The 15,439-nt window shown below is 63.7% G+C and carries 14 protein-coding genes; 4 read left to right on the top strand and 10 right to left on the bottom strand.

Going from position 1 to position 15,439, the window contains the following annotated elements:
• Positions 1-54: 54 nt before the first annotated feature.
• A complete protein-coding gene (locus ACREB4_RS04565; protein WP_431587008.1) occupies positions 55-1,581 on the top strand; it encodes a fumarate hydratase in 1,527 nt (508 codons plus the stop codon).
• 20 nt (positions 1,582-1,601) lie between these two features.
• Positions 1,602-2,672, top strand: coding sequence for an MBL fold metallo-hydrolase (locus ACREB4_RS04560; protein WP_431587007.1), 1,071 nt, complete (start codon positions 1,602-1,604; stop codon positions 2,670-2,672).
• A 64-nt stretch (positions 2,673-2,736) separates the two neighbouring features.
• On the opposite strand, the gene ACREB4_RS04555 is transcribed toward ACREB4_RS04560, so the two are convergent.
• From ACREB4_RS04555 to ACREB4_RS04510, 10 genes are all read right to left on the bottom strand, one after another.
• Positions 2,737-3,585, bottom strand: a complete 849-nt coding sequence (locus ACREB4_RS04555; RefSeq protein ID WP_431587006.1) for a PEP-CTERM sorting domain-containing protein — start codon at positions 3,583-3,585, stop codon at positions 2,737-2,739.
• Between the two features lie 234 nt (positions 3,586-3,819).
• Positions 3,820-6,414: an ATP-dependent chaperone ClpB gene (gene clpB, locus ACREB4_RS04550; protein WP_431587005.1), complete on the bottom strand. Its 2,595-nt coding sequence runs from the start codon at positions 6,412-6,414 to the stop codon at positions 3,820-3,822.
• Positions 6,415-6,488: 74 nt separating this feature from the next.
• Positions 6,489-7,661, bottom strand: coding sequence for a GGDEF domain-containing protein (locus ACREB4_RS04545; RefSeq protein ID WP_431587004.1), 1,173 nt, complete (start codon positions 7,659-7,661; stop codon positions 6,489-6,491).
• Positions 7,662-7,775: 114 nt separating this feature from the next.
• The gene (locus tag ACREB4_RS04540) at positions 7,776-8,156 is read right to left on the bottom strand and encodes a CrcB family protein (protein WP_431587003.1); all 381 of its coding nucleotides are present in this window, start codon (positions 8,154-8,156) and stop codon (positions 7,776-7,778) included.
• On the bottom strand, positions 8,153-8,644 hold the full coding sequence (locus tag ACREB4_RS04535; RefSeq protein WP_431587002.1) for a molybdenum cofactor biosynthesis protein MoaE: 492 nt from the start codon (positions 8,642-8,644) through the stop codon (positions 8,153-8,155). The genes ACREB4_RS04540 and ACREB4_RS04535 overlap by 4 nt, the downstream gene beginning before the upstream one ends.
• 4 nt (positions 8,645-8,648) lie before the next feature.
• Positions 8,649-8,915 carry a MoaD/ThiS family protein gene (locus ACREB4_RS04530; RefSeq protein WP_431587001.1) on the bottom strand — a complete coding sequence of 89 codons (267 nt, stop codon included), beginning with the start codon at positions 8,913-8,915 and terminating at the stop codon, positions 8,649-8,651.
• A 13-nt stretch (positions 8,916-8,928) separates the two neighbouring features.
• Positions 8,929-10,191 (bottom strand): molybdopterin molybdotransferase MoeA, encoded by a 1,263-nt coding sequence (locus ACREB4_RS04525; RefSeq protein ID WP_431587000.1) that lies wholly within the window; start codon positions 10,189-10,191, stop codon positions 8,929-8,931.
• A gap of 9 nt (positions 10,192-10,200) precedes the next feature.
• The gene (gene thrC, locus ACREB4_RS04520; RefSeq protein ID WP_431586999.1) at positions 10,201-11,622 is read right to left on the bottom strand and encodes a threonine synthase; all 1,422 of its coding nucleotides are present in this window, start codon (positions 11,620-11,622) and stop codon (positions 10,201-10,203) included.
• Positions 11,619-12,953: a homoserine dehydrogenase gene (locus ACREB4_RS04515; protein ID WP_431586998.1), complete on the bottom strand. Its 1,335-nt coding sequence runs from the start codon at positions 12,951-12,953 to the stop codon at positions 11,619-11,621. The genes thrC and ACREB4_RS04515 overlap by 4 nt, the downstream gene beginning before the upstream one ends.
• 44 nt (positions 12,954-12,997) lie before the next feature.
• Positions 12,998-14,221, bottom strand: coding sequence for a pyridoxal phosphate-dependent aminotransferase (locus tag ACREB4_RS04510; protein WP_431586997.1), 1,224 nt, complete (start codon positions 14,219-14,221; stop codon positions 12,998-13,000).
• A gap of 84 nt (positions 14,222-14,305) precedes the next feature.
• Between ACREB4_RS04510 and ACREB4_RS04505 the strand changes: the two genes are divergently transcribed.
• Both ACREB4_RS04505 and ACREB4_RS04500 read left to right on the top strand, forming a co-directional pair.
• On the top strand, positions 14,306-14,680 hold the full coding sequence (locus ACREB4_RS04505) for an Mth938-like domain-containing protein (protein WP_431586996.1): 375 nt from the start codon (positions 14,306-14,308) through the stop codon (positions 14,678-14,680).
• A gap of 122 nt (positions 14,681-14,802) precedes the next feature.
• Positions 14,803-15,282: a peroxiredoxin gene (locus ACREB4_RS04500; RefSeq protein ID WP_431586995.1), complete on the top strand. Its 480-nt coding sequence runs from the start codon at positions 14,803-14,805 to the stop codon at positions 15,280-15,282.
• Positions 15,283-15,439: the final 157 nt, after the last annotated feature.

The following is a 15,439-nucleotide window of genomic DNA, read 5'->3' as shown; positions in this document are numbered from 1 at the left end:
CCGTTCAAACACTAAAATGCTGGTTGGACCAAGCTAGTTCATACGGTGCGAACCATGACGACCATCAAATTCGACGATTTAGTAGAATCAATAAGCGCCTCGCTTCAGTACATCAGCTACTACCACCCGGCCGACTACATTGCCCACCTGGCCCGCGCCTACGAGCGCGAGGAAAGCGCCGCCGCCAAGGACGCGATCGCGCAGATCCTGACCAACTCGCGCATGTGCGCCGAGGGCCGCCGCCCCATCTGCCAGGACACCGGCATCGTCAATGTCTTCCTGAAGATCGGGATGGACGTGAAATGGGAAGGCTTCGGCGCGGGCAGCATTGCCGACGCCGTGAACGCTGGCGTTCGCAAGGGTTACCTGAACCCCGACAACGTGCTGCGCGCCTCGGTGCTCGATGACCCCATCTTTGCCCGCAAGAACACCAAGGACAACACCCCCGCCGTGGTCCACATGGAATTGGTGCCCGGCGACAAGGTCGACGTGATCGTGGCGGCCAAGGGTGGCGGCTCTGAAAACAAATCCAAGATGTACATGCTCAACCCCAGCGACAACATCGTCGACTGGGTGCTCAAGACCGTGCCCACCATGGGTGCGGGCTGGTGTCCGCCGGGCATGCTGGGCATCGGCGTGGGCGGCACGGCCGAGAAGGCCGTGATGCTGGCCAAAGAGTCGTTGATGGAAGACATCGACATGTACGAACTGCTCGAACGCGGCCCCAAGGACAAGCTGGAAGAGCTGCGCATCGAGCTGTACGAAAAGGTCAACGCCCTGGGCATCGGCGCGCAGGGCCTGGGCGGCCTGACCACCGTGCTGGACGTGAAGATCAAGACCTTCCCGACGCACGCCGCCTCCAAGCCCATCGCCATGATCCCGAACTGCGCGGCCACGCGCCACGCGCACTTCGTGATGGACGGCAGCGGCCCGGTCTACATGGACCCGCCCAGCCTGGACCTGTGGCCCGACGTGAAGTGGGCGCCTGACTACAACAAGAGCAAGCGCGTCGACCTGAACACGCTCACCAAGGCCGAAGTGGCCAGCTGGAAGCCGGGCGACACCCTGCTGCTGAACGGCAAGATGCTGACCGGCCGCGACGCCGCGCACAAGCGCATCGCCGACATGCTGAGCAAGGGCGAGACCCTGCCCGTCGATTTCACCAACCGCGTCATCTACTACGTGGGCCCGGTCGATCCGGTGCGCGATGAAGTGGTCGGCCCCGCCGGCCCCACCACCGCCACCCGCATGGACAGCTTCACCGAGATGATGCTGGCCAAGACTGGCTTGATCTCGATGGTGGGCAAGGCCGAGCGCGGTCCGGTTGCCATCGAAGCCATCAAGAAGCACAAGTCGGCTTACCTGATGGCCGTGGGCGGCAGCGCCTACTTGGTGTCCAAGGCCATCAAGGCCGCCAAGGTCGTGGGCTTCGAAGACCTGGGCATGGAAGCCATCTACGAGTTCGACGTGGTCGACATGCCGGTGACGGTGGCGGTCGATGCGGGCGGCACCAGCGCCCACATCGAAGGGCCCAAGCTCTGGCAAGCCAAGATCGGCAAGATCCCGGTGGCCGTGGCCTGACCTGGCGGCATGATGGCGGGATGAAGAAGAACCCCTACTTCAACCCTGCCAAGCCGCACCATCGGCCAGGCGGCTTCCAGAACAACGACCCGTCGTTCCGAAGAAAGCACCTGCATGAAGTGCTGCGCTGGAAGTGGCAGGCCTGGCGGGCCGGGGCGCCCTACCCCAGCACCACGCCCATCCCCACCGTGGCGCCCGAACTGGACTTCATCCACGCCAATGCGAAAGCTGGCGTCGCCATGCAACCCGCCATGACCTGGGTCGGCCACATCACCGTGCTGGCGCAATTCGGCGGATTGAACCTCATCACCGACCCGGTGTTTTCAGAACGCTGCTCGCCCGTGCAGTGGGCCGGCCCCAAGCGGCACACCCCACCTGGTTTGAGCATGGCGCAGTTGCCGCACATCGACGTGGTGCTGCTGTCGCACAGTCACTACGATCACCTGGACGAGGCCAGCATGCTCGCATTGGGCGCGCAGGCAGGCGGACCACCGCTGTTCCTGGTGCCGCTGGGCCTCAAGCCCTGGCTGGCCAAGCGCGGCCTCCGCCACGTGGTGGAGTTGGACTGGTGGGATGAACAGGTGATCGAGGCCGATGCCACGCATCAGCGCGTGGCCATCACCCTGACCCCGGCCCAGCACTGGTCGTCACGCTCGCCCACCGATGCCATGCGGACCCTGTGGGGCGGCTTCGCGGTGCGCGCGCCAGACTGTCACCTGTTCTTCGCGGGCGACACGGCCTACTCGAAAGACTTCGCCGACATCCGGGAACATTTCGCGGCGGAGCAATCACCGGAATTGGGCGGCGGCTTCGACATGGCCTTGCTGCCCATCGGTGCCTATGAACCGCGCTGGTTCATGAAGGACCAGCACTGCAACCCTGCGGAAGCGGTCCAGATCTTCAAGGACCTGGGCTGCAAGCGCGCGCTGGCGGTGCACTGGGGCACCTTCCAGCTGACCGACGAAGCGCTGGACGAGCCGCCCCGCGCCTTGAACGCAGCATTGCAGGCTCAACACATCGATGGCCCGGATTTCCAGGCCCTGGCCATTGGTCAAACCTGGCGCTTGCCGCCGCGATTCAATGGGAATTGACCGGACGCCGCAGGCAAGAAAAAGCCACCCGAAGGTGGCTTTTCGATGAAGGCTGAAGGTCAGGTCAGCCTTGGCGACGCCTGCGAATCATCAAGCCACCGGTCAGCAGGCCAACAGCGGCCAATGCCAGGCTGTTTGCTTCCGGAACAGCCGAGGGCGACGAAGCCACGGTCCGAAGCAAGTCGGTCGAGGCATTGCCATTGACGGAAACGCCCAGGTTAAAACTGGCCAGTTGTTCGGTGTCCGAGGTGTTGGTGAACACCGCGTAGAACTTGGCGCTCTGCTCAAAAGTCTGGTCCGACTTCGGCACGGCAATGGTTTCGTAGAGGGGATGGTTGTACCAGTCCGGCTGGCTCCAGTCGTAGCCGATGTGGTTCTGGTACGTGTATTCACCGCGAGCCGAGGCGCTGATGCTCAAGTTGTTGGACGAAGAGCCCGAGGTGGAGCCAGCCTGCCCTGACACGGAATAGGACAAGTTCAGGAAAGCGGAAGCGTTGGCTTGCTCCGTGGAGTTGCAATAGTAGTACGACCCGCAAGCCTGTCCGTTGGAGGCTGCGGCTTGAACCAAGGCATCAGCGGTCACGATCAGCACGGAGTGGGCCGACAGCGTCAGCGTGCCGTTGTAGTAGTAAGGCCAGCTACTGTTGTTCCCGTTGCTCTGAAGGGAGCCGCTGAACGAGGTTTGAGCGCCATTGGCAGAACCGGACACGGACAGGCCGGCTGTCGACAAGGAAGCTTGGCTTTGGGCCACATCGACATTCGCGCTGGCATTCTTGCTGAACGTGAACAAGCCAGTGTTTCGGTTGTATGAATGGCTTTCAGTGCTGCCGGTGCTGCCGTCAGAAGCGGAAACGGACAGGCCGATGCCAAGGCTGGTCGTCTTGTAGTAATTCGCCACGCCATCAGCGGGCATCAGGTCAAAGACCTGGAACTGCAAGTTTTGAATGGAAGCCGAAGCCGAAGAGGCAGCAAACGATGTGGTAGCGGACAAGGCAAGCGCGCAAGCGACTGCCGCCGTTGAAAAGCGGTTCATGAAATCTCCCTGAAAGGAATGCAAAGGTGGCGCCGAACCAAAAGATCGGCAACGCATTTTTACAATGCTTTCAGAGAGAGATACCCCCTTTGTTAAGGGGGTATCCGACAGATTTCAGTGCACCGTGCGCCCGAACTGGAACTCGCCGTCCTCGTTCACGTCCACTGGGATCACATCCTTGGGTCCGAACTTGCCCTGCAGGATCAGCTTGGCCACGGGGTTTTCGATTTGCTGCTGAATCGCGCGTTTCAAGGGCCGCGCGCCAAACGCCGGATCGAAGCCCACCTTGGACAGCACCTGCAGCGCCGCCTCCGACACGTCCAGCTTCATGTCCATCTTGTCCAGCCTGGCTTCCAGGCCCTTGAGTTGGATGCGCGCGATGGACGCGATGTTGGCTTGGTCGAGCCCATGGAACACCACCACTTCGTCGATGCGGTTCAAAAACTCCGGGCGGAAATGCTGCTTAACCTCCACCCACACCGCGTCCTTGATGTCGGCTGAAGGCTGACCCGCCATCTGCATGATCTGGTGCGAGCCCAGGTTCGACGTCATCACGATCACGGTGTTCTTGAAGTCGACCGTGCGGCCCTGGCCATCGGTCAAACGGCCGTCGTCCAGCACCTGCAGCAGCACGTTGAACACATCGGGGTGGGCCTTCTCGACTTCATCGAGCAACACCACGCTGTAGGGCTTGCGGCGCACGGCCTCGGTCAAGGTACCGCCCTCTTCATAGCCGACGTAACCCGGGGGCGCGCCGATCAGGCGGCTCACCGAATGCTTCTCCATGAACTCGCTCATGTCGATGCGGATCAAGTGATCTTCGCTGTCGAACAGGAAACCAGCCAAGGCCTTGCACAGCTCGGTCTTGCCCACGCCAGTGGGACCCAGGAACAGGAAAGAGCCATAAGGGCGGTTCGGGTCGGACAGGCCGGCGCGTGAACGGCGGATGGCGTCACTCACCGCCACGATGGCCTCTTCCTGGCCCACCACCCGGTCGTGCAGCTTGTCTTCCATGGCCAGCAGCTTGTCGCGCTCGCCCTGCATCAATTTGGCCACGGGGATGCCGGTGGCCCGGGCCACCACTTCGGCGATCTCTTCAGCACCAACCTGCGTGCGCAGCAGCGTGGGCTTGGTGCCGTCTTTGCCCTTGGCGTTCTCCTTGTCCTGCGCTTCCTTCAGGCGCTTTTCCAGATCAGGCAGCTTGCCGTACTGCAGCTCGGCCACCTTGTTGAAATCGCCCTTGCGCTTGAACTCCTCGATCTGGAAGCGGATCTTGTCGATCTCTTCCTTCACGTGCGCCGAGCCCTGGGCCTGGGCCTTCTCGGCCTGCCAGATTTCTTCCAGGTCGGCGACTTCGCGTTCGAGTTTGACGATCTCGTCCTCGATCAGGCCCATGCGGCGCACGGAGGCTTCGTCCTTCTCACGGCGCACGGCTTCCCGCTCGATCTTGAGCTGGATGACGCGGCGATCGAGCCGGTCCAAAGCCTCGGGCTTGGAATCGATCTCGATCTTGATCTTGGCCGCGGCCTCGTCGATCAGGTCGATGGCCTTGTCGGGCAGGAAGCGGTCGGTGATGTAGCGGTTGGACAGCTCGGCCGCGGCCACGATGGCCGGGTCGGTGATCTCGACGCCGTGGTGCACTTCGTACTTCTCTTGCAGGCCGCGCAGGATGGCGATGGTCGCCTCCACGGTGGGCTCGCCCACGAGGATCTTCTGGAAGCGGCGCTCCAGCGCGGCGTCCTTCTCGATGTACTTGCGGTATTCGTCCAGCGTGGTCGCGCCGATGCAATGCAACTCGCCACGCGCCAGGGCGGGCTTGAGCATGTTGCCGGCGTCCATGGCGCCATCGGCCTTGCCAGCGCCCACCATGGTGTGCAGCTCGTCGATGAAGACGATGGTCTGGCCTTCGTCCTTGGCCACTTCTTTCAGCACGCCCTTCAGGCGCTCTTCGAAATCGCCGCGGTACTTGGCGCCGGCCAGCAGCAAGGCCATGTCGAGCACCAGCACGCGCTTGTTGCGCAGGCTGTCGGGCACTTCGCCCGCGACGATGCGCTGGGCCAGCCCTTCAACGATGGCGGTCTTGCCAACACCGGGCTCACCGATCAGCACCGGGTTGTTCTTGGAGCGGCGTTGCAGCACCTGGATGGCGCGGCGGATTTCCTCGTCGCGGCCGATGACGGGGTCGAGCTTGCCTTGGCGGGCGCGCTCGGTCAGGTCCAGCGTGTATTTCTTGAGCGATTCACGCTGGCCTTCGGCCTCGGGGCTATCGACCTTCTGGTCACCGCGCACGGCTTGCACGGCCGCGTCGAGCGACTTGCGGTTCAGGCCGAAATCGCGCGCCAGGGTGGCGGTGTCACCTTTGTGGTCGGCCAGGGCCAGCAAAAACATCTCGCTGGCGATGTAGGGGTCGCCGCGCTTGTGGGCTTCCTTTTCAGCGCCCTGCAGCAGGCTGACGGTGTCGCGGCCGGCCTGCACCTGTTCGCCGCCCTGCACTTGCGGCAGCTTGGCCAATTGCTTTTCAAGGGCGGTGATCAAGCCAGGCACGTTGACGCTGGCGCGTTCGAGCAACGCTCGGGGACCATCGTCCTGCTGGACCATGGCCAGCAGCAGGTGCGATGGTTCGATGTAGGGGTTCTCGCGCGTGACAGCCAGGCTCTGGGCGTCGGTCAGCGCTTCCTGGAATTTGGTGGTGAGTTTGTCGAGTCGCATGGCAATCCTCTGAGGCCCGTGTCTGGGTGGGCCGATTGCTCATGCAGATGGGGCGCCTGGCCCCCATTTCAAGGTCAACAGTCGTTGTCGCCGAAGACCACGCGGTTGCGACCGTTCTGCTTGGCCTCGTACAAACGCACGTCGGCGCGCGAGAGGTCTTCTTCCAGCGAGCTGTTGGGGCAGTGGAAACTCACCCCGATGCTGATGGTGATCCGGATTGGCCCCACCTTGGTTTCGCAGGGCGTTGATTCGATGGCGTGGCGCAGGCGTTCGGCCACGCCGTGGGCTTCCTGCGTGGTGTGCACCGGCAACAGGATGGTGAATTCCTCGCCACCGTAGCGGGCCAGCAAGGCGTCTTCGCGCAGTCGGTCGCGCACCACGTGGGTGATGTGCTTGAGCACGTCGTCGCCGATCAGGTGGCCATAGCGGTCGTTCACGGCTTTGAAGTAGTCGACGTCCAGCATCAGCACGGCGACCAGGCTGGGTTGGTGCTCTTGCATGGCCAGCATGCGTTCGCCCAGCTCGCGCAGGCCCCGGCGCGACAGGGCACCGGTCAACTCGTCGGACAGCGCACGAGCGCGCAGTTGCTGGTTCAAGCGGTCATTGATGATGGCGAAGACCACCGAGGCCACCGCCAGGGGCAGCAGCGCGAAACTGATGCCGCTGATGGGCAACAACCAGCCCGGGCTGTGCAGCCAGTGGGCCGGGTAAGGGCCGGGCACCGTCAGCACATTGACCAGGAAAAACACCCAATGCAAGGCAAAACCGCCGGCCACGACCAGCAAAGTCAGCTCACTGCGATTGACGCGCGCACTGCGCAAGATCAGCCAGCCTTGGTCGATGGCCATGCCCAGGCTGACCACCGCGAAGGTGATGCCCAGGGCCTGTTCATAAACCTCGTCGCTGCCGAAGGCGAACCCCCACAGGCTCGCTCCCATGGCGATGGTGGCCAAAGTGCCCAGCCAGGGCGGCGTGCGCCGCCCGTTCAACTGCCGAAATGCCCAGGCCAACAGCGTCACGCCCATGCCGGCGAAGCCAATGACGCCCTTGGCCACCCAAGGGGCCAAATCCGGCGGGGCGAAGATCACCGCGCCCAGCATCGCCAGGCACACGAAGGCACAGCGGTACAGAAACAGCGCGTAGCTCACGCGCGGTTGCTCGGTCTGGATGAGCGAAATCAGGCCCAATCCCACCAGGGAGCCGACGCCCGCCACCGCATAGCAACTGAAAATATCGACAGAAAACATGCGCCCAGTTCGAGAAGCAGTCCGATCAGACCTTATCGGCAGTTTGGGCGCCCGCCTTCAATACCAAATGGTGAAAATACCGGGCGAAATACCGGCCGCGGTGCTGATTGCGCGTTAAGCGAGGTACCAACGCATGGCGCGCGCGCCCACGGCGGCGCAAGCCAAGGCACCGAGCACGTGGGCCGAGGTGTGAAACGCTGCGAGGTCGAAGCGACCTTTTTCCAGCAAGGACAGGGATTCGGCGGAAAAAGACGAGAAGGTCGTCAAACCACCCAGAAACCCCGTCACCAGCAACAGCCGCAGCGGTTCATGGGGGTAGCGGCTGAAGGCCACGAAGGCCATGCCGGCCAGCAAGCCCCCCACCGCATTGACCACCAGGGTGCCCAGCGGAAAACCACCCCAGACTGGGTTGAAAAGCAAAGCCGCTCCCCAGCGGACCAGGGCACCGAACACCGCCCCCAGCGCCACCGCCGAACCCAGGAACCAGGGACTCATGCGGAGCCTCCCCAACGTGCCAGGGCTTCGTCATCACTGGCTTTGGCCTCCACCCAGTGGGCGCCATTTGCGGAAATCTCTTTTTTCCAGAAGGGTGCGTGGGTCTTCAGCCAATCCATCAGGAACTCGCAAGCCGAGAAGGCCTGGCCTCGGTGGCTGGACGCCGTCACCACCAGCACGATCTGATCGCCCACGGCCAGGCGCCCCACCCGGTGGATGACACGCGCGCCGCACAAATCGAAACGGCGGCCCGCCTCGTCGATCATGGCGTCGATGGCCGATTCGGTCATGCCCGGGTAGTGCTCCAACTCCAGGCAGGCGCCAAGACCATCACCCTGTTTCGTGGTCGCCTCCGCCGGCAGCCAGTCGCGCACCGTGCCCACGAAGCTCACCACCGCACCGACGCGGCCGTCGTTGCCGCGCAGCCGGGCCACCTCGGTCGACAGGTCGAAATCCTCGGCTTGCACGGACACGCGCGGGACAGCCACGGCATCAGCCTCCAGTCACGGGCGGGAAGAAAGCGATTTCCGCGCCATCAGGCAAAGGCTCTTGCGCGGAACACATCAACTGGTTGCAGGCGGCACGCAATGGCAAGGCGGCATCCAGCGCCTGGGCATGGGCCGGTGAACGGCCGATCAGCCATTGGCGCAACTCGCCCACGGTGGCGGGCACCTCAGCGGCGCCCTCAGGCCAGTCCAACGCTTCGCCAGGGCCCAGTTTTTCGCGCACCTGGGCAAAGTAACGCACGTTGATTTTCATGGGGGCCCGCGCCTCAAGCCTGGCATTGCACCGCTGGCGGCGACAGCCAGTCGGACAAGGCGGTGAACGAAACCACATCACCGCGTTGCACGGTCTGGCCAGGCGCCAGGTCGACCAGCCCATCGGCCCACACGGCCGAGGTCAGCACGCCCGAACCCTGGTGCGGGTACAGGCTGACACCGCCCGCCGCATTGCGACGCACGCGCACGAACTCGCGGCGCTTGTCGGCCCGGGGCCAGTCGAAATCGGCGCGCAACAAAGTGGGTGTGGGCCAGCACCAGGGCTCGCCCGCCAACACGCCCAGCACTGGCCGCACCAGCAGCAGGAAGGTGACGAAACTGGCCGCCGGGTTGCCCGGCAGGCCCATGTACAGCGCCCGCGAGCCGTCGGTGCGGCGGATGCGGCCGAACACGAAGGGCTTGCCCGGCTTGATGGCCAATTGCCAGAAATGCAGTTCGCCTTCGGCCTGCACGGCGGCCTTGAGGTGGTCTTCCTCTCCCACCGACACGCCGCCGCTGGTCAGGATCAAATCATGGTCCCAGGCGGCCAGTCGCAGCATCTCACGCGTGGCCAGCAAGTCGTCGGGGATGATGCCCAGGTCGCTGCTGTGCGCGCCCGTGCCCTGGATGAGCCCGCGCAAAGCGTGCCGATTGGAGTTGTAGATCGCGCCCGGCGGCAAGGGCTGGCCAGGCATGACCAGCTCGTTGCCGGTGGTCAGCAAGGCCACGCGCGGCCGCTTGAACACCGAAAGGCTGGCCGCCCCCACCGAGGCCGCCACGCCCAGGGCGCCAGCCGACAGGCGCAAGCCGCGCGACAGCACGGTGGCGCCCTGGGCGATGTCCTCGCCGCGCAGCCGGATGTTCTGCCCAGGCTGGGGCATGTTCAAGAAGCGCACCCCCTCTGGGCTGACTTCGCATTGCTCCTGCATCACCACGGCATCGGCACCGGCAGGCACCGGCGCACCGGTGAAAATGCGGGCGCAGGTGCCGGGGGGCAGTTCGCGGCCGACCTGGCCAGCGGCAATGCGCTGCGACTGGGGCAAGGAGACGCCATCCGCCGTCACATCGGCACCGCGCACGGCATAGCCGTCCATGGCGCTGTTGTCCAGCGGCGGCACGTCCACGCCCGACACCAAGTCTTGGGCCAGCACGCGGCCCAGGGCCTCGAAGCTGTCAATTTGTTCGGTGGCCAGCGCCGCATGCTGCTGCACGGCTTCGCGCAAGTCCCGCAGTGCATCGTCCAGCGGGATCAGGGGTTTGGGCACGAAGCTGGCCATCGGGCGACCTCAGTCCTGGCAGTGGCGGACGATGTAGTCCTTGATCATCTCCACGTCGGGCGGCAACACGGTGAAGCGCTTGGGGCGGTCCTCCAGCCCTTCCAGACCAGCGATCCAGTGGGGACGATCCGGTTGGCGGCCCGTGGCCTCCAGGATGGTCTCGGCGAACTTGGCCGGCAAGGCGGTTTCCAGCACCAGCATGGGCACACCGGGCGTCAACTGCTCGCGTGCCACCTTCAGACCGTCGGCCGTGTGGGTGTCGACCATCACACCAAAGCGGTCGAAGGTGTTCTTGATCGTGGCCAAGCGGTCGGCGTGCGTGCTCTTGCCCGAGGCAAAGCCGTACTGCGAGATCTGCTTGAATTCGTCGGCGCTGACCTGGAAGGCGCCCTTCACCTCGACCTCGTCCTTGAACAAGGCCTTGACCCGGGCACCGTCGCGGCCCAGCAGGTCGAACACGAAGCGCTCGAAGTTCGAGGCCTTGGAGATGTCCATCGACGGGCTGGACGTTTCGTACGTCTCGGCGCCCTTGCGCACGCGGTAGGTGCCGGTGCGGAAGAACTCGTCGAGCACGTCGTTTTCGTTGGTGGCGGCCACCAGCTTCTGCACGGGCAGGCCCATCATCCGCGCCACGTGGCCAGCGCAGATGTTGCCGAAGTTGCCCGAAGGCACCGTGAAGCTGACCTTCTGGTCGTTCGATTTGGTGGCGTAGAAATAGCCGGCGAAGTAGTACACCACCTGGGCCAGCAAGCGCGCCCAGTTGATGGAGTTGACCGTGCCGATCTTGTACTGGCGCTTGAAAGCCAGGTCGTTGGACACGGCCTTGACGATGTCTTGGCAATCGTCGAACACGCCTTCGACCGCCAGGTTGTGGATGTTGGGGTCTTGCAGGCTGAACATCTGGGCCTGCTGGAAAGGGCTCATGCGGCCATGCGGCGAGAGCATGAACACGCGCACGCCCTGCTTGCCGCGCATGGCGTATTCGGCCGCGCTGCCGGTGTCACCCGAGGTGGCGCCGAGGATGTTGAGCTGTTCGCCACGGCGGCCCAGTTCGTACTCGAACAGGTTGCCCAGCAATTGCATGGCCATGTCCTTGAAGGCCAGCGTGGGGCCGTTCGACAGGGCTTGCAGGTAGACGCCTTCTTCCAGCTTCTTCAGCGGCGTGATCTCGTCGAAGCCGTACACCGCCTTGGTGTAAGTCTTGGTCGCGATCGTCTTCAGGTCGGCGGCGGGGATGTCGTCGATGTAGAGCGACAGGATTTCATACGCCAGTTCGGCGTACGACAGGCCGCGCCACTTCGTCAGCGTGGCATCGTCGATCTTGGGGTAGGCGGTGGGCAGGTAGAGGCCGCCATCGGGCGCCAAGCCCTCCAGCAGGATCTCGGAGAAGCCGCGCTGCGTCTGGTCGCCACGGGTGCTGATGTACTTCATGCCAGTTCTTCCTTGCGCAGGCGCACGATGGGCGCCAGCACGGTGGGCAGCGCCTGCATGGCGGCCAGGGCCTGGTTCAGGTTGCCTTCGCGCGTGTCGTGCGTCAAGATGATCAGGTCGGTCTGGTTGCCTTCGCCGCTCACCTCGTCGGCCTCGCGCTGGATCACCGCGTCGATGCTGATGCCCTGTTCGGCCAGGATGCCCGTGAGCTTGGCCAGGACGCCGGCCTTGTCGGCCACGCGCAAGCGCAGGTAGAACGAGGTGATCACTTCGTCGATCGGCAGGATAGGCAGCGCCGACATCTCGTCGGGCTGGAAAGCCAGGTGCGGCACGCGGGCCTCGGGGGCCGCGTCGATCAGGCGGGCGATGTCCACCAGGTCGGCCACCACGGCGGATGCGGTCGGCTCGGCGCCCGCGCCCTTGCCGTAGTACATCGTGGTGCCCACGGCATCGCCTTGCACCAGCACGGCGTTCATCGCGCCTTCCACATTGGCGATCAGGCGGCGCACCGGCACCAGCGTGGGGTGCGTGCGCAGCTCAATGCCCGTGTCGCGGCGGCGCGCGATGCCCAGCAGCTTGATGCGGTAGCCCAGTTGCTCGGCGTACTTGATGTCGGTCGCCGACAGCTTGGTGATGCCTTCCACGTGCGCCTTGTCGAACTGCACGGGGATGCCGAAGGCGATGGCGCTGAGCAGCGTGGCTTTGTGGGCGGCGTCCACGCCCTCGATGTCGAAGGTGGGGTCGGCTTCGGCGTAACCCAGGCGTTGCGCTTCTTTCAACACCACGTCGAAGTCCAGGCCCTTGTCGCGCATCTCGGACAGGATGAAGTTGGTGGTGCCATTGATGATGCCGGCCACCCACTGGATCTGGTTGGCCGTCAGGCCTTCGCGCAGCGACTTGATGATGGGAATGCCACCGGCCACCGCCGCTTCGAAGGCCACGATCACGCCCTTGGCGCTCGCGGCCGCGAAAATCTCGGTGCCGTGCACTGCCAGCAGGGCCTTGTTGGCCGTGACCACGTGCTTGCCGGCCGCGATGGCCTCCAGCACCAGCGCCTTGGCGATGCCGTAGCCACCAATCAATTCCACCACCACGTCGATGTCGGGATTGGCGATCACCTGGCGGGCGTCGGACACGATCTGGGCGGCATCGCCCACCACCTGGCGGGCCAGCTCGGTGTTCAGGTCGGCCACCATTGCAATCTCGATGCCCCGGCCCGCGCGTCGGCGGATCTCTTCCTGGTTGCGCCGCAGCACGGTGAAGGTGCCGCCACCGACGGTGCCGATGCCCAGCAGGCCAACTTGAACGGGTTTTTGCGAAGTGGAGCTCATGGAATCTCTGGAAAAGGTCGAGGTCGTTGTCAGGTGAAGCGCAATCACGCGTGGCGCTTGCGGTAGTTGTCGAGGAAGCGCGCGATGCGCCCGATGGCCTCGGCCAGGTCGTCGCTGTTGGGCAAGAACACGAGGCGGAAGTGGTCGGGGTGGGCCCAGTTGAAGCCCGTGCCCTGCACGATCAGCACTTTTTCCTCGGCCAGCAGCTCGTAGGCGAATTGCTGGTCGTCGGCGATGGGGTAAAGCTTGGAATCCAGGCGAACGAACATGTACAGCGCCGCCTTGGGCTTGACCACGCTCACGCCCGGGATCTTGGACAACAGTTCGTACGCCAGATCGCGCTGGCGCAGCAGGCGTCCGCCCGGCCCCACCAGGTCCTTGATGCTTTGGTAGCCGCCCAGCGCCGTCTGAATGGCCAACTGGCCCGGCGTGTTGGCGCACAGGCGCATCGAGGCCAGCATGTTCAGACCTTCGATGTAGTCGCCCGCATGCTTCTTCTCGCCCGAGACCACCATCCAGCCGGCGCGGTAACCGCACGATCGGTAGTTCTTGCTCAGCCCATTGAAGGTCAAAAAGAACACGTCGTCGGCCAGCGAGGCGATGCTGGTGTGGGTGTTCCCGTCGAACAAAGTCTTGTCGTAGATCTCATCGGAGAACACCATCAACTGGTGCTCGCGCGCGATGTCGACGATGCCTTGCAGGATGCTGTCCGGGTACAGCGCACCGGTCGGGTTGTTCGGATTGATGACGACGATGGCCTTGGTGCGCGGCGTGATCTTGGCGCGGATGTCGGCCAGGTCGGGGAACCATTCATGGTCTTCGTCGCAGATGTAATGCACCGGCTTGCCACCCGACAGCGACACCGCCGCCGTGTACAGCGGGTAGTCAGGCGCCGGCAGCAGCACCTCGTCGCCATCGTTGAGCAGCGCGTTGAGCGACATCACGATCAGTTCGGAGGCGCCATTGCCCAGGTAGACATCGTCGACCGTCACGCCCTGGATGCCCTTTTCCTGGCAGTAGTGCACGATCGCCTTGCGCGGCGCGAACAGGCCTTTGGAATCGGTGTAACCCGCCGCGCTCGACAGGTTGCGGATCATGTCCTGCACGATCTCGTCAGGCGGCTCCAGCCCGAACACGGCCAGGTTGCCAATGTTCAGCTTGATGATCTTGTGCCCGTCCTCTTCCATTTGCCGGGCCTTCTCCAGGACCGGCCCACGGATGTCGTAACAGACGCTGGCGAGCTTGCTGGACTTGGTGATCGGGTTCAAAACAAAGGTCTCCGGACGGGGATCGCGCGATCGCGAGGGGCAAAGAAATAGAATTTAACCACAGCCCCCTAACTTTGCGTCCCCATGAAACTCCAAGCCGACAAAGCCGAAGGCGTCAACGTCATCAATGCCTACACCCCGCGGTCGGTGTCCATCAACGGCGTGGACCACCTCAGCAGCGTGCTCGTGCCTCCCACTGGCGATCCGGTTCCCTGGAATGCCGCCGGCGTGGCCGACCTCACTGCCAGCCATTTCGAGCAAATCCTGGCCATGGAGCCGGAATTGGTGGTGTTTGGCAGCGGCCCGAGCCTGAAATTCGCCTCGCCAGCCCTGATGAAGGGCCTCATGCAAAAGCGGATCGGGGTCGAGACCATGGACACCCCGGCGGCGTGCCGCACATACAACATCCTGGTTGGCGAGGGGCGTCGCGTGGTGGCGGCCCTGCTGGTCAGCCCCTGAAAACGCCCTTGAAAAGTGCCTTAGGGGCCCTAATTTGGGGGAGATCCCCCCGCGCCTTGGGGGTAGGCCCCTAAGCGCTTTATAATCTCGGGTTATTCACGCAGGCTGATCAATAGTAGAACATGACACCCGCCCTCAACAAACCTTTGCCGGAATTTGAAGCTGTCGCCACGGGTGGAGTGAAATTCACCCCCCAGGCCTTCGTCGGCCAGACCGTGGTGCTGTATTTCTACCCCAAGGATCACACCCCCGGTTGCACCACCGAAGCCATGCAATTCCGCGACAAGCACAAGGAATTCATCAAGGCTGGCGCCATCGTGTTCGGTGTCTCCCGCGACAACCTTGCTTCGCACGACAAGTTCAAGGAAAACCTTGAATTGCCCTACGAACTCATTGCCGACACTGAAGAAAAGCTTTGCCACATGTTCGGTGTGGTCAAGAACAAGATCATGTACGGCAAGAAGGTCAAGGGCATCGAGCGCAGCACTTTCCTGATCGACGCTGGCGGCATCCTTCGCGAAGAGTGGCGCGGCATCAAAGTGGCCGACCACGTCGACGCCGTGCTCAAGGCCGTCAAGGACCTGAAAAAAGAAGCGGCCTGATCGGGCTGTCGAGACCAGCCCGGTTCACAAAGCGTGACAAAGAGGCGTGTTGCTCGCCTCCGACACGTCCACGCGCCGGGCATGGAGTGTGCATAATCAAACCATGCTTCTGAGCTTGTACCGACTCAGCCCCCTTTGTGAACCCCGAATGGCAAGT

It is taken from the genome of Aquabacterium sp. (genome assembly GCF_050725395.1).
Lineage (GTDB): Bacteria > Pseudomonadota > Gammaproteobacteria > Burkholderiales > Burkholderiaceae_C > Aquabacterium.
Note: the sequence above shows the minus strand (reverse complement) of the source record. Positions and strands in the feature narration are given on the sequence as shown.